Origin of the sequence: Parendozoicomonas callyspongiae (assembly GCF_023502345.1) — a bacterium.
Lineage (GTDB): Bacteria > Pseudomonadota > Gammaproteobacteria > Pseudomonadales > Endozoicomonadaceae > Sansalvadorimonas > Sansalvadorimonas callyspongiae.
This window is the reverse complement of the sequence record NZ_JAMFLX010000009.1, coordinates 50,026-68,452: the sequence shown is the minus strand read 5'-3', so window position 1 is coordinate 68,452 and position 18,427 is coordinate 50,026. Positions and strand designations below refer to the sequence as shown.

13 protein-coding genes are annotated in these 18,427 nt (G+C 47.9%); 8 read left to right on the top strand and 5 right to left on the bottom strand.

All coding sequences use genetic code 11. The features are described from left to right. Window positions 1–37 precede the first annotated feature (37 nt). Complete coding sequence (locus M3P05_RS08365) at window positions 38–553, top strand: glycine cleavage system protein R (RefSeq protein WP_249699070.1); 516 nt, start codon at window positions 38–40, stop codon at window positions 551–553. Between the two features lie 24 nt (window positions 554–577). Here the strand turns inward: M3P05_RS08365 and M3P05_RS08360 are convergent, their stop codons facing one another. Next, a complete protein-coding gene (locus tag M3P05_RS08360; RefSeq protein WP_249699069.1) occupies window positions 578–913 on the bottom strand; it encodes a hypothetical protein in 336 nt (111 codons plus the stop codon). A gap of 265 nt (window positions 914–1,178) precedes the next feature. On the opposite strand from M3P05_RS08360, the gene M3P05_RS08355 reads away from it, so the two are divergent. Then, window positions 1,179–2,903: an AMP-binding protein gene (locus M3P05_RS08355; RefSeq protein ID WP_249699068.1), complete on the top strand. Its 1,725-nt coding sequence runs from the start codon at window positions 1,179–1,181 to the stop codon at window positions 2,901–2,903. Window positions 2,904–2,959: 56 nt separating this feature from the next. Here M3P05_RS08355 and hldE read toward each other — a convergent pair whose 3' ends face one another. The 3 genes from hldE to M3P05_RS08340 form a co-directional block, all read right to left on the bottom strand. Further along, the gene (hldE, locus tag M3P05_RS08350) at window positions 2,960–4,396 is read right to left on the bottom strand and encodes a bifunctional D-glycero-beta-D-manno-heptose-7-phosphate kinase/D-glycero-beta-D-manno-heptose 1-phosphate adenylyltransferase HldE (RefSeq protein ID WP_249699067.1); all 1,437 of its coding nucleotides are present in this window, start codon (window positions 4,394–4,396) and stop codon (window positions 2,960–2,962) included. 125 nt (window positions 4,397–4,521) lie between these two features. Then, entirely contained in the window at window positions 4,522–6,351 is a 1,830-nt protein-coding gene (gene msbA, locus M3P05_RS08345) for a lipid A export permease/ATP-binding protein MsbA (protein WP_249699066.1), read from the bottom strand. A 232-nt stretch (window positions 6,352–6,583) separates the two neighbouring features. Next, complete coding sequence (locus M3P05_RS08340; RefSeq protein WP_249699065.1) at window positions 6,584–7,951, bottom strand: hypothetical protein; 1,368 nt, start codon at window positions 7,949–7,951, stop codon at window positions 6,584–6,586. Window positions 7,952–7,998: 47 nt separating this feature from the next. Between M3P05_RS08340 and M3P05_RS08335 the strand changes: the two genes are divergently transcribed. Beyond that, window positions 7,999–8,274 (top strand): hypothetical protein, encoded by a 276-nt coding sequence (locus M3P05_RS08335; protein WP_249699064.1) that lies wholly within the window; start codon window positions 7,999–8,001, stop codon window positions 8,272–8,274. Window positions 8,275–9,751: 1,477 nt separating this feature from the next. On the opposite strand, the gene M3P05_RS08330 is transcribed toward M3P05_RS08335, so the two are convergent. Then, window positions 9,752–9,931, bottom strand: coding sequence for a hypothetical protein (locus tag M3P05_RS08330; RefSeq protein ID WP_249699063.1), 180 nt, complete (start codon window positions 9,929–9,931; stop codon window positions 9,752–9,754). A gap of 33 nt (window positions 9,932–9,964) precedes the next feature. Here M3P05_RS08330 and M3P05_RS08325 point away from each other — a divergent pair, with 33 nt between their 5' ends. From M3P05_RS08325 to typA, 5 genes are all read left to right on the top strand, one after another. Further along, on the top strand, window positions 9,965–11,329 hold the full coding sequence (locus M3P05_RS08325) for a hypothetical protein (protein WP_249699062.1): 1,365 nt from the start codon (window positions 9,965–9,967) through the stop codon (window positions 11,327–11,329). Window positions 11,330–11,444: 115 nt separating this feature from the next. Then, the gene (locus M3P05_RS08320) at window positions 11,445–13,559 is read left to right on the top strand and encodes a hypothetical protein (RefSeq protein ID WP_249699061.1); all 2,115 of its coding nucleotides are present in this window, start codon (window positions 11,445–11,447) and stop codon (window positions 13,557–13,559) included. Window positions 13,560–13,579: 20 nt separating this feature from the next. Further along, entirely contained in the window at window positions 13,580–15,553 is a 1,974-nt protein-coding gene (locus M3P05_RS08315; RefSeq protein ID WP_249699060.1) for a hypothetical protein, read from the top strand. A 129-nt stretch (window positions 15,554–15,682) separates the two neighbouring features. After that, the gene (locus tag M3P05_RS08310) at window positions 15,683–16,336 is read left to right on the top strand and encodes a lipopolysaccharide kinase InaA family protein (protein WP_249699059.1); all 654 of its coding nucleotides are present in this window, start codon (window positions 15,683–15,685) and stop codon (window positions 16,334–16,336) included. A gap of 36 nt (window positions 16,337–16,372) precedes the next feature. Continuing rightward, entirely contained in the window at window positions 16,373–18,211 is a 1,839-nt protein-coding gene (typA, locus tag M3P05_RS08305; RefSeq protein WP_249699058.1) for a translational GTPase TypA, read from the top strand. Window positions 18,212–18,427: the final 216 nt, after the last annotated feature.

Genomic DNA, 18,427 nt, shown 5'->3' with positions numbered 1-18,427 from the left:
TTTGGCTGATCTGTTGAGCCGTTCAGAGTATTGATCGATGACGAATAATTTATTACTGACAGTCACTGGCCCCGACCTGCCCGGAATGGAGGATGTTCTGGCCCGGACTGTTTCTCAACATAAAGCCCGTTCGCTGTCCAGCCATATGGCACATATGGGGGGGCGCTTTGCCAGTATCATGTTTATCAGCGTGTCACCTGAAGAGCTTAAAGGGCTTACAAGTGATTTGACGTCTATGAAGAACAATGGCGTGAAAGTTCAGTTTGATAGGATGGATCCCGCTGCGCTTCCTGATCATGAAAGTCATCTGCTGATGAACTTAATCGCTGATGAGGCCCCTGAGCTGGTCACTGATGTGTCACGGCTTCTGGGCGAACAGCATATACGAATCAGTGAAATTCATACGGATACCATACCCGCCCCTTATACAGGTGAGCACCTTCAGTCTATTCAGGCACACCTTTACGCACCAGATGGTACCGATGTGGATACTGTAAGGGAGAGAATTGAGTCACTCTCTCCCGAACTGATACTGGATATCAGTCCGGGGTAGACTGCCATATTTCCCTTGGCTGATTTATCCAGCCAGGGCGGTATCGGGTTCGAGCTTCAGGTCGTAGAGTTCATTAATGAGCCCTGCCAGCATTTGCTTTGACTCATCAAGTCCGCTGTCCAGGTCTTCAACAACGGAGAGAACGTCCAGCTGATCAGCAATAAAACTGATTGTCTCGGAACGTGCTTCGATACCGTTGAGGTTTGCAGTTGTGCGCAGGCGATTAAAATCTTCCACAAGCTGCTGGATATTGATGTGATGGGATACTTGCCGGAAACGCTCCTGGCAGGCTACAAGCCGATAATCTATGTCCAACTTCGCTAATGCCGATACTGATAAGACATGTGCAGATTGCCCCATGTTTTCCACTCTGTAAAGAGTTCTTTTTGCTTGGATTTATTGTGCTTGATAAGTGATTAAGTCGTTTCTATATTTTCGGCCGTATTGCTACTAAAAATGCCAATAATTGCCAGCATATGTATTAAGCGGTCATAATGCAGTGGCTTGTTGCCGGTAATGAGTGAATTACGATGCATCGTGGTTTGAGGCCTGGTATTCGGAATCTGCTCATGGCAACGGTTTATTGTATTGAACCCGATTACAAAAATAACAAACAGGTATCAGTATGAATCCATCTTTCTGGGATGATAAGCGTCCCTCGGGAGTGCCTTCACAGGCTCCGACTTTGGATTACGGCTCTTTGATTGAACTGATCGATGAAGCTGTTAGCCAGTTTGCTGATCGCCCTGCCTTCACCGGTATAGGTCATACCCTGACATACCGTGATATTGATATTCAAAGTGCAAACTTTGCGGCCTGGATTCAGAGTCATACCGATCTGAAGCCTGGTGATCGCATTGCTATCCAGCTTCCAAACCTGCTTCAGTATCCCATTGTTGCATACGGTGCACTGCGTGCCGGCCTTGTTATCGTAAATACCAACCCGCTCTATACAGCCCGTGAACTGAAGCATCAGCTGAATGATTCCGGGGCGCGGGCGATTCTGTTTCTGGATAACTTCGGCCATATGGTTGAAGAGGTTGTCTGTGATACGCCGGTAAAATATCTGATTCGTACGGCATTGGCTGATGTGCTGCCTGCGCCCAAGCGCTGGATCATTAACAGCCTTGTGAAGTATGTGAAGAAACTGGTGGTTCCCTATAGCCTGCCAACTGCGATTTCTTTTCGCAAAACACTGGAAATGGGCGCTAAAACTTCTGGCTATACCCCTGTTTCCCGTACTTCAGAGGATATTGCCATACTGCAGTATACGGGAGGCACAACGGGTGTAGCCAAGGGGGCCATGCTGACTCATGGCAATCTGGTGGGCAATATGTCACAGATAAGTTCATCTCTTGGACAGACGCGTGATGATGGAGAGTTGTGGCTCAAGGCGGGTGAGGAAATCGCCATTGCCCCGCTGCCGCTCTATCATATATACGCGTTTATTATGAACCTGATGTTCTTCCCATATCAGGGGCAGCACAGTGTCCTGATAGCCAACCCCAGAGACAGTAACCTTTTTATCAAGGCGATAAAATCATGGGACTTTACTTTCTTTGCAGGGCTTAACACCTTGTTTGTCAGTCTTATGGAGAATCCTGAGTTCCATAAGCTGGATTTCAGTCATCTGAAAGTCACACTTTCTGGAGGAACCGCACTTCAGGATGATGTAGCCAAGCGCTGGGAAGAAGTCACAGGCTGCCGGGTAACAGAAGGATATGGATTGACTGAGTGTTCCCCCGTCGTAAGTGTTAACCCGATGGGCCCACAGGCCCAACCGGGAACAGCAGGTTTGCCAGTCCCTTCTACAGATATCAAACTGGTTGATGATGAAGGAAATGCAGTTGCCCAGGGAGAAACCGGTGAACTCTGTGTTCGTGGCGTTCAGGTTATGAAAGGTTACTGGGGCCGTGCTGAAGCAACAGCCGAAGTGATCAGTGAAGATGGCTGGTTGAAAACCGGCGATGTCGCAAAAGTTGAAGACGACGGCTTTATTCGCATTGTTGATCGAATAAAAGACATGATTTTGGTATCCGGTTTTAATGTTTATCCCAACGAAATCGAAAGCATTGTTTCCGGACATTCCAAGGTTGTGAACTGTGCCTGTATTGGCGTACCTGATCCAAAAACCGGTGAAGCCCCAAGGTTGTATATTATTCCGACGGACTCATCGCTGACAGAAGATGAGGTGATTGCCTGGTGTCGTGAGCATATGACAGCTTACAAGGTGCCACGTAAAGTTGTTTTCCGTGATGAGCTGCCAGTCACGCCTGTCGGTAAAATTCTGAGGAAGGAACTTAAGGAAGAGTATCGACTTAGTCAGGAAGGTGTTAAAGCTGCATCTTAGAAAGGATGCAATAAAACAAAGGAGCCGCCAGGCTCCTTTGTTTTATTCGCTATGAATCAGGCTGTCACGTTCTCTTTACGAATTTTACGAACAATTGCTGTTGTCGAACAGTTATCCAAAAATTCCAGAACAGCAACCTCGCCGCCATGCTCATGAACGATAGGAGCACCAACCACCTGATCAATGGTGTAGTCACCGCCTTTTACCAGAATGTCCGGCTTAAACATCTCCAGCAGGGTTTCCGGAGTGTCTTCATGGAAAGGTACAACCCAATCCACGGATTCCAGACCTGCCAGTACAGCCATACGACGCTCGACAGAATTGATCGGGCGGCCTTCACCTTTCAGACGGGTTACTGATTCATCGCTGTTAATAGCAACAATCAGGCGATCACCCAGCTTACGCGCCTCTTCAAGGTAGCCAACATGACCAGCATGCAGGATATCAAAACAGCCATTGGTAAAGACAATGCGTTCGCCATGACTCTTTGCTTCTTCAATGACGGTTTCCAGCTGTTCACGAGTCATTGCGCCACGCTCAACACCATGAACAGAGCTGACTGCACGACGCAGTTCAGGCAGGCTGACAGTCGCAGTACCCAGTTTGCCAACAACAATACCGGCTGCGATATTGGCCAGAGCTGTCGCTTCAGGCATAGGCATGCCGCTGGCAATGGCGGCTGCAAGAACAGCAATAACCGTATCGCCCGCACCGGTTACATCGAAAACTTCACGAGCCTGGGCCGGGAAGTGCAGTTCGGTTTCATCTTCGCGCAGCAGGGTCATGCCATTTTCGCTGCGGGTGATCAGCAGAGCATCCAGCTCCAGGTCTCTGCGCAGCTTCTGGCCTTTCTCAACCAGAGTCTTTTCATCAGGGCAGGGGCCTACAATGGTTTCAAACTCACTGAGGTTGGGAGTGATAACTGTTGCACCACGGTACTTCTCAAAATCAGCACCTTTGGGATCGGCAAGAACCGGAATGTTGCGGGAACGTGCCAGCTTAACAAGGGACTGCAGATCCGACAGTGTTCCCTTGCCGTAATCTGACAGAACCAGAGCATCTGCGTTATCCAGCAGCTTCTCAAGGTGCTCAGGAATCTGTTCCTGGAAAGACTCTGAAAAGGATTCTTCGAAATCCAGACGCATCAGTTGCTGATGCTGACTGATAACCCGCAGTTTGGTGATGGTCGGGGCTTGTTCATGGCGGATAAAGTCACAGAAGACGCCGGCACTTTCCAGACTGTTGGTCAGGCTGTCGGCGGCTTCATCATCACCGGTTGCTCCGAGCAGCCAGACGGGTGCTCCCAGAGATGTGATATTCAGGGAGACATTGCCTGCACCACCTGGGCGGTCTTCAGAGCCAGTCACTCGCACTACGGGAACTGGTGCTTCCGGCGATATACGACGGGTTGGGCCATGCCAGTAGCGATCCAGCATAACGTCGCCAGCTACAACAACGCGGGCTTTATCAAAACGGGGCAGAGTGAGTTTCATTCTATTCTCTATTTACTTTGAAATAGCGCCTTGTATTGATTTTAAAACGACACCCCTTGTTTATCTGGGGTCAGTTAATCTGATGTCGTTTCTCTTAAAAAGATAAACTGAATGGAGGAAGTGGTTTAAACCACTTCCTCGGATGCCAGTTTGGCCTGTTCCTGAAACTGCATACGGTACAAGCGGGCGTAGGCACCATCTTTCTCCAGCAGCTCATCATGGCTGCCAGACTCAATAATCTGACCTTTGTCCATAACCAGAATGCGGTCAGCATTCTCAATGGTTGAGAGACGGTGAGCGATAACAAGAGTGGTACGGCTTTTCATAATACCGTCCAGCGCTGCCTGAATGTGACGTTCAGATTCAGTATCCAGAGCAGATGTCGCCTCATCAAGAATCAGTAGTGGGGCATCTTTCAGAATGGCCCGGGCAATAGCCAGGCGTTGTCTTTGACCGCCGGAAAGCAGAACGCCATTTTCGCCAACCAGAGTGCTGAAGCCTTCCGGCAGGTTTTCAATAAACTCCATCGCATAAGCCGCGCGAGCTGCCAGGCGAATATCTTCCTTGTCAGTATCCCGTAGGTCACCATAGGCGATATTGTTGGCCACGGTGTCGTTGAAGAGGGCTATCTGCTGGTTGACCAGGGCAATCTGTTTACGCAGGTTAGGCAGCCTGTAATCCTGGATCGGTATGCCATCCAGAAGGATATCGCCTTCATTATGGTTATAAAAACGTGGGAGCAGGCTGGCCAGGGTGGTTTTGCCACTGCCGGAGCGCCCAACCAGCGCAATAACCTCGCCGGGCTTAGCGGTGAAGTTGATATTCTTCAGGGCCGGTTTATCCGCTCCTGGATAAGTAAAGGAGAGGTTCTTGAACTCCAGGGCACCTTGGGCCCGTTCAACTTCTTTGGTGCCCAGATCCTGTTCTGGCTGCTCATCAACCAGCTCAAAGACAGACCAGGCGGCCACAATACCTTTCTGGATATTGGGGATAACTTCACTGAGCTGACGCAGAGGTTTGGGCAGCAGGCCTGCAGCGGTCAGAAAGCCAACCAGCTGGCCGGGAGTGTTAGCAGTTGCCCCGGTACTTTGGAGATACAGCACGGAATACATCAGTGCCGCCATGGCGCAGAGAATAATCAGCTGCAGGGTCGGTGTCATGACAGCACCAACCTTGACCATTTTCAGGCCTTTCTGGGTGTTGTCGGTGCTGGCAGCGAAAAAGCGGCCTTTCTCATAACTTTCACCACCAAAGCTGCGCACTACTCTATGGCTGGTAATGGTCTCAGAGGCAATATGGGTAACATCACCCATCGTGTTCTGGATTTTTTTGCTCAACTTCTTAAAGCGCTTACTGGTGATGGTAACCACGCCGGCAATCACAGGAATAATGGCGATAAACAGCAGGGTCAGTTTCCAGTTGGTCCAGAACAGGTAACCCAGAACGGCAATAACTGTCAGGCCTTCCCGGACCACAACTTTAATAGCATCGGTCGCCGCTGTGGTTACACCGCCAACATTATAGGTAATTCGGGAGATCAGGTGGCCGGAATTGTTCTCGTCAAAGAAGCGGTTTGGCAATATCAGCATGCTGTTAAACAGCTGTACCCGAAGGTCATGAACCACACCGAGGGAGACTCTGGCCAGGTAATAATTCCCCATAAAAGAGCCTATCCCCCTGAAAACGGCAATAAATACCATTCCGAGAGGAACCAGAAAAACCAGTCTGGATGGCGAAACCTCACCCAGCCCCCAGATTGTTACAGGTTCCAGGGAATCACCGATCAGAGCGGTGGTAAAGTAGTCAACCAGCTTGGGAAACATGGGCTGGCTGGCAGCAAAAATAATGTAGCCCAGAAGGCTGAGCGCGAAAAAGGGCCAATAAGGACGAACATAGCCCAATAGGCGCAGGTAAATCGCCAGACCGCTGTCAGCGGCGCGGGATTGTTCGGTCATACATCGAAACCTGCTGAAAATTGGTAATTAAGAACGATCATGCAAATCAGGGTAAGCGCTCAATAATAACATATCGCCAGGTTAGGAATGAAATAAACGGTAGCGTGTTTAGGAAACGCTTGAGGTGGGAAGGGCAGCTCTGAACGTTACCGCACAGTTCAGCGATGTCACTTGGCAAAAGAGACATCGCTGAACTGTGCGGTAACGGTGCATTTGTACAGGCAGGGCAGATTTATTTCTTAGCTTCACTCTTCCATATTCTTTGGGCAATGCCCGCGCTGCGTGTCTCTAGTACAGCCCCCAATAAAACTTGTTCAGCATCTTCGTCTGACACACACGCATCCCTGACTGCAGACATCATTTTCATAATTCCCTCAGAGCCTCCTACTGTAGTATTTAACCTATCACACTCAGAAATAAGATGCTCTTCGAGCTTGCTAAGCCGGGCAACATTTCTCCATATATTATATAATTGTTGGGCTGCAAATGTTTTCTTTTTTGGGTCACCAAATAGATTAACCGTCCAATATCCGCCTCCTAAATTAACAGGGGTAAAGATAGCAGGGGCTGTTAGTTTTGAGGCTCCAGATGTGGCACCGGACATGGCATATCGTTGGGATAAGTCAGGCATGAGTGCACCATTCGTCACAGAAACAACCGCGTAAATGACTGCATCAGGTGTGTCTTCGTGCTCCAGTGCACGCAAAACTGCATCTTTCATTTCATTTTCATAAACATGGTCAGAGCTGCCTGGTATTGACAATTGCAATAAACCAATAAACCCTATTTCTCCTCCTTGTAGCTCAGGGTTGGCTTGTGATTTTGAAAGAATTTTTAAAAGCATCCCAAACAGCGGACTGTTACTGGTTCTTCGCATTGCATATTTTAATGCAGTAATCAAACTAGCAAAATCACTAATATCACTCTCATCAATACCCAGTTCAAAGTTCGTATGCGGGTTCGTGGTTTGGCCCATATGCTCAAGTTTTTCCACTAATTGATGTATGTTACTAATCTGAACATCTTCAAAAAAAGGTGTATTTTTTGGATTCTCGAAAAAGGATTTGATGGCAGGCTGAACTTTGAAATATTCCGGTTTTGTTTTGTATTCTTTTTCAACTAGTTGTCTTAAACGTGTTAGATCAATGCCTTCATTTTGCATCATGGCATGTACTCGTTGGTCAAAGCCGTCCAATTTTGGTGGGTGAGAAGCATCTCTCCCCAAGTACAATAGGTCAATATATTTCAGCAGTACATCAACTCGTTTGTCATCTGTACATATCCCCAGGAAAGTGTGGCGACGCCTTGCTGGAGTGCTGCTCATTAATTGAAAAAACTCAGAATAATTTCCACCCACATGCAGCCATGCGATCCCTATAGTCAGCCATTTTGTATTCTCATTAGCCTGAGAGAATAAAGATTTTACAAGTGGCCGTAATGAGAGGCGGTAAGTCTCAAGATTATCAGAGACGGAGTGACCCAAGGATGAAAATAACTGCTGCTGATCAAAATCTATTGCGTTTCGTCTCTCTTGTATATCCTTTAGTCTATTCAACCCGCTGTCAAATAAAGAACCACTGTTTGTTGCGAGTGGTGGCACAACGGGGGCGCGTGTGTACTCTGGGAATTGATTAGGAGGGTAAGTTGGTGGCCATAGCTGGGGAGAATGGGAAGTATCTGCCAGGAAGTGTCCAGGCCGGGGATACCCTGTTTGATGTTGTGGGGGATACCCTGGTTGATGTTGTGGGGGATACCCTGGTTGATGTTGTGGGGGATACCCTGGTTGATGTTGTGGGGGATACCCTGTTTGATGTTGTGGGGGATACCCTGGTTGATGTTGTGGGGGATACCCTGTTTGATGTTGTGGGGGATACCCTGCCTGGGGATAGGGATGCCCGGCCTGGGGATGGTATGATGGGCTAGTTCCTGGCTGTGGTGGTAAAGGCACTGGTGGTTGGGGTTTAGACTGAGCTGGATGTGCCTCAGGAGGTGGGGGGGCGGTGGGGTAACTAGGTTCTTTCAAGTCCATCTCGTCGGATTCATCATCGGAGGGGGCTGGGCTTGGAACATGGCTTTCGTTATCGTCGAAATTATTCTGCGCTAAAGACTTTTCCAGAGAATCCTTTAATTCCAGCCCTAACGGTCTGAATGCCTCATCATTTAGCAAAAACTGAAAAACTTCTACCAGGGCATCAATCTCCAAACGGAGTGTCTGTACCATGAAGTTTTTGAAGGTTTCTCCCCTGTCGAGTTTATTACGAAAATTTCCTTTCTTTATGATTATGAGCATTTCTGGGTTTCTCGTTCGCGCTTGAAAGAACTTACAGCTTTCCAAGAATCTTCGAAAATCAACCTCATTTAATTTCGAATTTTTTGCGATTCTTGGTAACAGGGCATCTTGAATATGTTGTCTTGTTAAATGCTCCCTGAGAGTCGCTATATCTACGCCCTCTACTTTTTGGCCGGATATTGCGCTCCCGGCAAAGCCGAGCCACAGCAGCAAAAAGCAAATCCTGAGTTGCCTTATCCTGCGGATGACTATCGATTGACTGATGCTTTTCGTTTGTACCATTTTTCCCTCCCACTGACTGAACTGAAACCACAAAGGGGGAGTTAGTGTAGAAACAATTTTAGTCTGTGCTTTGTTGTAAATATATTTTTTCAGAACTTGCTGAAAATACATTGACCAGCTAATACCTGATACACCGTTGGAAGGTTGACTCGAAGAAGGCTGACTGCATTACAGCGGCCCACAGCGGCCCAGCCACAATAAACGACGCATCGTATTCACTGCGGGAGTAGACAGGTGATAAATAGCAACAGGCTTATACCTGCCGGGAAATTGGCCAGATTTTTTTTTGTGGCGCTGCTCACCATGCTGTTATGCCCGAACGTGCTGGCAGGAATAGTGGTCAAGATAAAAGCATCGAATTCGTCTGATGAGGTTATCTACACATGTGAAGGTTTTGAAGGTCAAGTTCCAACATCATCCCGGCATTATAAAGGGTTTAAGCTCACTGAAGGCGACGGTCAACAGATGAATACATTGCTGATCGAACCCCTGAGTACAATGCCGCAAAGATATATTGAGCTCAAAAGCCGTGCGGAGGAGCAGGTATCCGGCTCACCCATGGCATCAGACTTAACGGGTACATTACAAGTCATGGTTTTGTCTCCCATTGACGATATCGGCAAAACAGAAATGCAGCACTCACTGGTGTACCAGAATGAGAGGTGTTTTCCTGCGGACGGGGCTCACAGCTCGGCCGGTGACATAACATCGCTTATGGAAAACCTGAGCATTAATGAAATGCAGGATGGGCAGGTAGGTATGTCCCTCGAGTCTGCTGAACCCGAAGGCAGGCAGCCGTGTTCTCTGGAGCAGGATGGCTACACTTTGTCAACCGCTGGGCATGGGCTGGTTATGGGTTTTAAAGTTGAGAATATCCGCGAAGACAGCATTGAATTCAGCCATCCGGCCATTCGCACAGGAGAGCATTCTGTCGTGCTCAACAGTTCCCAGAAGGAAGGGCTGCCCCCGGGAGATCTTCTTCTGATAATGCACTATTACGATAGTCATGACAGGAATAACTCCAGGCTGGTGATTCACACCATGCAAGGGCAAAAAAAGCAGCAGGGCGGGGTTGAATACACTCTGGATATCGGGGATTTAGATATGCTTTCTCGTCGAGCCTCTCCTCAGACAATGAAATTGGCCGCTCTCTACGCCAATGTTGATGAGTCAGAAATAGACAGTGTGATGAAAAACCAGAACCATAGCGAATCAGAAAAATCTTATCTATTACTCCGGCTTATAGGCGACAAGGTGGCAGACGGTTCCTCCTCCCACTACCTTGCCAATCTTCTGGATGAAGTTGGCGACAAGAAGAATGCGCAGCGGGTACGGGAGAATGATCTTGTTATTAAGCTGGAAGAGCGGGAGCTTAATCAGCAAATGCTCTATCTGGGCAAAGAGCTCAACATGTCGGCTGATAGGCTTGTTGTAAGCTCAGGACTGGATGCGGACGATATTGCAAAAGTCAAAGGAGAGCCATTGAATGGAAAAGGGTACATGCTGCTGTCCAGAGCTTTTCAAAAAAACAAGCTTCACGATGTTTATAAAGGTTGCCTGGCTGCGAAGTTGTCCTTCGTAAAAACCGAGTTGGATAATGGGCAATTCGCCTTCTTGGCAGCGTTAATGCGCACACCGCCAATGGGGACTGATCAGACTGTCAGTAGCTACTCGGCTTCCGTTGTGGAAATCCCGGATGGTGGTGATGAGTTTGATGTGCGGCTGCACATGCCTTACCGCCAGCAAGAATTTCAGAAAGATCTTCGGCACATTGAGCCGGAGAAGATCGAACAGTTGATGAACAGCGTTTTTACTCATTTTGATGTCCGGAAGCCTGAAAACGCCTGGAGAACTATGCCGGGGTCGGAGATGGTGAGACTTCAAAACGACCTATATAGCTATTTTCACGCCCTCGGGGAGGCGTCAAGGGATGAACAACTCCCATACACCCTGAGATCTTATGATTATTCCGCAAAAGATAACTTTTCTCAGGGAATGCTCGTTCGTATATTCAATCATCCTGACATAGAACCTGAGTTGCGCTCAACGGCGAGAAATATTCTTGAAGGGCTAATAAAAGGTGAAAGAGGCAGGCCCTCAAAGGAGCTTGCACACGACTACTGGGTAAGTTACCAAAAGGTAGACCCCGAAAAAGGACGTAAAAACGCCGCAAGAATTATACGCAGCATGGAAGAAAGTGCACAAAAAGAGATCAGTTGTGATGTGTATGAGAAGTTGGGGCTGGCCTGCCAGGGGAAATGGTGTAAGGGGAAGAATAATGGCAGGGGGTGCAGGCCAGCTGCTGCCGTAATCGATGATAATGGGTTCGAACAATTGAGCTCATTGGACTTCCAAAGAGACCTCGGCCTTCCAATTCGCAGTGTGCAAGCGTTGAACACAAAATAACCCGGGTTTGAATCGTTATTCAATAGGCTGGCGGGCGGTCTCAACCAGAGCGCAAAAGTGCTCAGCGAATAGAAGAGTACAACGAATAGAAGAGTACAAGAGGATGTGTTTTATCATGAAGAATGAGAACTGTTTTCTCTCTGTGTACCAGCTCACCAGAGCATTTCTTCTGGTGATTGTCACTGTTCTGCTATCCCCGAGTGTGCTGGCGATTCAAACAATAAAAATTGCCTTTGAAAAGGGGACGATTGAGCTTAAATTGCATCAGGATTTATCCTGGAAAGCAAGAGGGTACAGCGGGCTGAAGCCCTCTCAGGACGGGGAAGATCTGAAGATATCTCCCGTTGGAAATAGTTCCAAAAGATTTATTGATATTGGTGTTGGAAACCCGGGGAGCGACTCCGCGAGAGGCACGCTGAATGTTGTAGTGCTGGCTCCTGCGCAACAAGCCAGCAACCCTGGGTTGCAACACACGCTGAGCTACCTGGACTCTGAATCACTGTCTGCGCCAGACGCAGCACTCCAGGATGAAGACGCAATAACCATGCTAATGGAAGGGCTGACCCTTACCGAATTGCAGGAAGGCAGAATAGGTATGCATTCCGGCCAGTCAGGCACCTGGTTAACCGAAGAGAATTCTCTGCAGGGGGAGAATTTTACCCTGACGGCCCCCGGGTACAGGGTTGTGATGGGTTTTCGCATCAAGGATCTCGCAAAGGACAATATCCTGTTCAGGCAACCTGTCATTGGGTCAAATGAATATACTGTAGTTTTTAACAAATCCCATGTTCAAGGTCATAGTGAAACGGGCATGCCATCAAGTGCTCTGCTTCTGGTCATGTACTATGAAGATGACACCCAGGGCGATTCAAAAGTGGTCATTCACATGGTCCAGGGGCAAGAACAGCCGGGAAGAACTTCCGCTGATGACGAAGACTATACGCTGAATGTTGACGTACGGTTGCAGCTTGCCCAGCGACTCCCTCTTGAAACGATGCGCAAAGTTGTCCGCGAAGCGGGTATTGAGGATATGCAAATAGAACCAATACTATTCGGGCTGCAATCCCAACCGCAATCAGAAAAGGTCTATAAATTACTGGAACTTATTGCTGACATGAAGGAAGAAGGTAATTCAGCCTTCTATATCAGTCAACTGCTGGAGAAGGTGGGAGCCTCTCAATTAGCCGAACGGCTGCGCAAAAAACAGCTGGAAATTACCCAGGATGATAGAGATCTTCAGACCCAAATGAGATTTTTAGGGAGAGAGCTTAATGAGTTGGCACCCGTATTGGCTGTAAGCACTAATGTATTTTCAAATGATGATTTAGAAAAAATAAAAGTAGATTTTTCGCCTGGTTACCAGCTGCTGAACCTGGCTTTTCAAAAAAATAAGCTCCATGACATTTATAAAAGCTGCCAGACGCTTGATTATTCAGTGGTTGACATTCAGTTACAGGATCCCGAGTTTAGCATTCTTGCATCATTAATGCAGACTCCCGGGAAAGAAGCCTCTCCTGAATCAGAGCAACTCAAGTCGGCAACAATAATAATCCCGGATGATGAAGATCTGAACATACGACTACATGAAGAATACACCTCACGCGATTTTGGGAATGATTTCCGTATTATTGAGAAAAAGCAGTTTGAAAATACTATAAGACAATTATCAGCTGTTCATGGAATAAACCATGGCCATGGCATGGTAACTGAAGACGGGAAGAGGCTAAAATTAACCCCGTCTGCACATTTCTATGATTTCCCGCAAAAACCCAGTAAAAAACAAACCTATATGACAGGGAGGCCATGCTATCGCAGCCATGGGCATATGGTTAACTGGTTAAACCATGAGGAGCTTCCCGTTGTTTTACGTTCAGTTGGTATAAATTGTCTTACAAGTGTCATTAGTGGAACCAGAGTAAAACCTTCAGGTAGTCTCGCTTTTAACTATTACAAATCCTGGGAGAAATTTGATAAGGATAAAGGCATCAGAGTAGGCAGGCGGATTTTACGCAGCTTGTCTGATGATGAGCTTGGTAGAGTGAAATGTGAGGTCTTTCATGAGCTGGGGGTGAAATGTCAAAGCAATTCGTGTCAAGGTTTCAGGACAACTAAGAAAATTCATGAAAATGAGGTAGTCATATCTACGGCCGAATTTAACCGTATTGATCCGATAGATATACAGAAACCTCTCAATCATCTTCTTCCTCTTCAAATCAAACCAAGTAAATAGATTGAGCTAAGGAATGGAAAATGTGGGTTAAGTCTCCAAAAGTTGCGTTCGCTCTTTTTTCAGTTCTTCTTTTTAACATGCTGCTATGCCCGAGTGCGCTGGCAGTCAAAATTAATATTGTCGGCTCTGGTATTTGCTATGAATATTCTGGGGATGACCTTAAAGCAAAGGCATTTAGCGGACTGCTAGCCAATTCGGGTTCGGGTTCGGTACCAGCCAATAGGGTGGATGTGGTCGATGTGGGCATGCCTGGGTACCAAAAAAGGTATATTCAGCTGGTAAGCGACAGAACAGAAGCCAGTGGAACAGGTTCCCTGAATGTTATAGTGCTGGTTCCTGCGGATAAGGCTGCCGTTGGGACGCAGCACTCACTGCGATACCTGGATACTGATTATCTTGTCAAGTCGGGTGCTAACCCGCCATCACTCGAAGATATTGATACGCTTTTTGAAAATTTGAGCATCAGCGAAGCACAGGATGGGAAGTTGGGCATGCACTCTAACTCCCTCGAGGCTGAAATAGGGGAGGCTCCTTTCTCGCATGGTGACTTTACCCTGACAGCGCCGAACTACGCTGTTGCCCTTGGCTTCAGTGTTGAGAATATCGCACATGAAAGCATTCTGTTCAGCAAGCCGCAAATTTTCACAGAAGGCCGTTCCGCGATTTTTAACAGCCAGAATGATGAGCCCGGAGATGTGCCGAATGATTTTTTGCTGATAATGCATTACGTCGATAGCGCAGGCCACTCGAAGTTAGCACTCCACACAATGCAGGGGAAAAAACAACAGGGAAAGGTATCGGGAGATGATTATAATCTGGGCGTTACGGAAAAGCTGGCGCTGAGCCTGACAGTCAATATTAGCACGATCAAGCAAGTGGCCCTATTGGCAGGTGTGAATGATTATGAAATCGATGCGTTGATTGGAAAAGCCGATTCCCTGCCATCCAATACGGTATATGGAATGCTACAGCGGATTGATGATACGGTGGAAAACGGGTCTTCTGCTCTCTATCTCAGTGAATTACTGAAGCGAGCTGGTGACGTAAAAAATGCGCAACGTATACTTGAAAGGAATCTAGGTCTTTCGGAGAAAGACCGGGAACTTAAACAGCAAATGCTGCAGCTGGGCATACAACTCAACGGCGTCGCTGAAAAAATGGCCAGCATGGTATTGGAGGCAGACGATGTTGCGGAAGTTAAAAGAGAGACGACTTCCACAAAAGGGTACAAATTGCTGGCCCTGGCCTTACAAAGGAACAGGCTTAACAAGGTTTACAGACAGCTCCGTGAACGTCAGTATCACGCCATTTTAGGTGATCTGCAAAGCCCCCAAATGAAAATTCTTAAGGAGTTAATGCTTATATCTGAGGATGATTCCGGGGAAGATGAGCAGGGTTTCGCTGCTTCAACTGTTGCGATACCTGAAGACCTGAATATGCAGGTAAGGCTATATAAAAAGTACAGCAATGGCGACTTTTCAGAAGATTTTTCTTTAATCGAGACAGAACGGCTGGAAGATTTTCTGAAGCTGCTTTTTGGTGTTCATAGGGCGAAGTATTTCACCAGAGATAGAATTGATGAACAAGGCTTTCTACTTGAATCAGTCGAGAATTATTTTTGGGAATTAAAGAAAAAAACAAAGGATGAGAGCACCGCTTATTTGAATGCGAGTGATGTTAACTATGGGATGCTCGTTCACTGGTTGAACCATCGTACGCTTCCTATGGAGTTGCGCTCTGTCGCATGGAATATTCTAAACAGGCTCGCAGAGAGGAAACTGCATCCATCACGGGAGCTTGCCGAAAGTTACAAGGCGTGCCACGAGGGAATCAACCCGGAAAAAGGGGAGAAGGTAAGCACACTGATTTTAAAGGCTTCAAATGATTTCCGCCGCCGGAATAACACGGTAACCACTGATGAATATCAAGGTGTCAAGGCGTTGAATACAGGGCCGCTCCCTCACCTTCTTCCTCTTAAGCCCGTCTGGAAATAATAAGGCTCAGAGTTTTACCAAGGGGCAGCTGGCGCATGAGTCTTTGGCTGGCTTCCCCTTTTCCTGTCACACGGGTAGAATACCCCGCCTTTGCCTGCAGGCACACAACCAGATCTCTGATGGATTTCAATGCGGACTCTCACTGTCACTGACTATAACAGATTGCGAGAAGGCGGATGCGTTATTGAGGCGGATGGCTTTGGGGATAAGGTTATAGAACTGAGGGATGGAAACTTTCTTAAGTTATTCCGTCGCAAGCGCTGGTTCTCAAGTGCGCTTGTTTATCCTTATTCCCAGCGTTTCGCAAAAAACGCACGGGAGTTGGTGCAGCGTGGTATTCCTACCATTGAAATGCTGGACACCTACAATATTCCTGAGATCCTGCGAACAGCAGTCCACTACCGTCCCCTGCCGGGAACCACGTTGCGTTCCTGGCTGGCCAGCTGTGATGAGCTGGAACGGCAGCAACTGGCCCGGGAGCTGGGGCGCTTTATTGCATGGCTGCATCGCTCCGGGGTTTATTTCCGGTCATTGCATCTGGGGAATATTCTGAAAATGCCGGATGGCCGTTTAGGGCTGATTGATATTTCGGATATGAACTGTCGCTGCTTTGCCCTGGGTCAGAACAGCCGCCTGCGGAATTTCAGGCATATGGCCCGCTATCGGGACGATATGAAGTTGCTGGGAGATTCGGCAGCAATCCTGGCTGAAAGCTATAACGATATGGCAGGAACCCAAAAGGGGTTCCGCCAGAAACTGAATAACATCCTGGCCGGCCGATAACCCGGACAGGTTATATAGAATTGAGGCATATCTCCTGTGATCGAGTCATCTGTTGACAAGCTGAGGAACGTAGCGATTATCGCCCACGTTGACCACGGTAAGACCACCCTGGTCGACAAACTGCTGCAGCAGTCCGGTACCCTTGGCCGCAAGGATCAGGGTACTGAGCGCATCATGGACTCCAATGATCAGGAGAAAGAGCGCGGTATCACCATTCTTGCCAAGAACACTGCAATTAACTGGCAGGATTACCACATCAACATTGTGGACACTCCGGGGCACGCCGACTTTGGCGGTGAGGTAGAGCGGGTTCTGTCCATGGTGGATTCCGTTCTGCTGCTGGTGGATGCGGTTGATGGCCCCATGCCTCAAACCCGTTTTGTAACATCCAAGGCCTTTGAACAGGGTTTGCGTCCAATCGTTGTTATCAACAAGATTGACCGTCCTGGTGCCCGTCCTGACTGGGTTATGGATCAGGTATTTGATCTGTTTGACAACCTGGGTGCAACTGACGAACAGCTGGACTTCCCGGTTATCTACGCTTCTGCCCTGAACGGTATTGCCGGGACTGAGCCAGACCAGATGGCGGATGATATGACTCCGCTGTTTGAGATGATTACTAACAATGTTCCCAGCCCCAAGGTTGATCTGGAAGGGCCTTTCCAGATGCAGATTTCTGCTCTGGACTACAACAGCTATGTGGGCGTTATTGGTATCGGTCGTATCAAGCGTGGTCACGTTAAGCCTGGTACACAGATACGTCTGGTGACGCGTGAGGGTGACGAACGTAATGCAAAAATCCAGAAAGTGATGGGTCATCTGGGCCTGGAGCGTGTCGAGACTGAAGATGCTCGTGCTGGTGATATCATCTGCATTACAGGTATTGAAGGCCTGAATATTTCCGATACCCTGTGTGATCCCAATATTGTTGAGGCACTGCCTCCTCTGACGGTAGACGAACCAACTGTATCTATGACCTTCCAGGTCAACGATTCTCCGTTCTGTGGTCAGGATGGTAAGTACGTGACTTCACGAAACCTGAAGGATCGCCTGGAACGTGAGTTGATTCACAACGTTGCTCTGCGTGTCGAGCCGGGTGAGGATGCCGATAAGTTCAAGGTTGCAGGTCGTGGCGAACTGCACCTGTCTGTTCTGATCGAAAGCATGCGTCGCGAAGGTTATGAGCTGGCTGTTTCCCGCCCGGAAGTTGTTATCCGTAATAACAACGGTGTGAAAGAAGAACCTTATGAGCAGGTTGTTGTTGATGTAGAAGAAGAGCATCAGGGTGCCATCATGGAAGAGCTGGGTCTGCGTAAGGCTGAGCTGAAGGATATGGTGCTTGATGGCAAGGGCCGGGTTCGTCTGGACTTTATCATGCCATCTCGTGGTTTGATCGGTTTCCGCTCTCTGTTCCTGACACTGACATCCGGTTCCGGCATTCTCACTTCCATCTTTGATCACTATGGCCCGGTCAAGGAAGGTGAAGTTGGCCGTCGCAACAACGGTGTTCTGGTTTCCATGGTAAAAGGCAAGGTGCTGGGTTACTCCCTGTTCAACCTGCAAAGCCGTGGCCGCATGTTTATTGATCCAAATATTGACGTTTATGAAGGCCAGATTATTGGACTGCATATTCGTGATAATGACCTGATGGTTAACCCAACCAAGGGTAAGCAGCTGACCAACGTGCGTGCTGCCGGTACAGATGAGAATATTATTCTGACTCCGCCTATCCGCCATACACTGGAACAGGCTCTGGAGTTTATTGACGACGATGAACTGGTGGAAGTAACGCCTAATCATATTCGTCTGCGCAAGAAGCATCTGACTGAGATCGAGCGTAAGCGCGCCCGTTCAGCGAAGAACAAGCAGGCTTAATATATAAGCCGCTTAAGAAAAAGCCCTGAAGCGAACAGCTTCAGGGCTTTTTTTTTTGCTGAGTAAAGGGTGCCCAGGTCTTGATGCCTAATATGATCTTTATATAGCCAACATATAAGGGTAATGTTACTTCTACGTAGAAAGGTATTTTCTTTCCTGACGAAAAGCTGTTATCTGTTTATTGCTGTTGCACAGATCGGGCGGGAACTGACAAGG

Excerpts from the sequence above, each read along its gene's own strand:
- M3P05_RS08355 (WP_249699068.1), top strand. The coding sequence starts at position 1,179 with ATGAATCCATCTTTCTGGGATGATAAGCGTCCCTCGGGAGTGCCTTCA.
- M3P05_RS08320 (WP_249699061.1), top strand. The coding sequence starts at position 11,445 with ATGAAGAATGAGAACTGTTTTCTCTCTGTGTACCAGCTCACCAGAGCA.
- M3P05_RS08310 (WP_249699059.1), top strand. The coding sequence starts at position 15,683 with ATGCGGACTCTCACTGTCACTGACTATAACAGATTGCGAGAAGGCGGA.
- M3P05_RS08325 (WP_249699062.1), top strand. The coding sequence starts at position 9,965 with ATGCAAGGGCAAAAAAAGCAGCAGGGCGGGGTTGAATACACTCTGGAT.
- hldE (WP_249699067.1), bottom strand. The coding sequence starts at position 4,396 with ATGAAACTCACTCTGCCCCGTTTTGATAAAGCCCGCGTTGTTGTAGCT.
- M3P05_RS08330 (WP_249699063.1), bottom strand. The coding sequence starts at position 9,931 with ATGACTATCGTAATAGTGCATTATCAGAAGAAGATCTCCCGGGGGCAG.
- M3P05_RS08315 (WP_249699060.1), top strand. The coding sequence starts at position 13,580 with ATGTGGGTTAAGTCTCCAAAAGTTGCGTTCGCTCTTTTTTCAGTTCTT.
- M3P05_RS08365 (WP_249699070.1), top strand. The coding sequence starts at position 38 with ATGACGAATAATTTATTACTGACAGTCACTGGCCCCGACCTGCCCGGA.
- msbA (WP_249699066.1), bottom strand. The coding sequence starts at position 6,351 with ATGACCGAACAATCCCGCGCCGCTGACAGCGGTCTGGCGATTTACCTG.
- M3P05_RS08360 (WP_249699069.1), bottom strand. The coding sequence starts at position 913 with ATGGGGCAATCTGCACATGTCTTATCAGTATCGGCATTAGCGAAGTTG.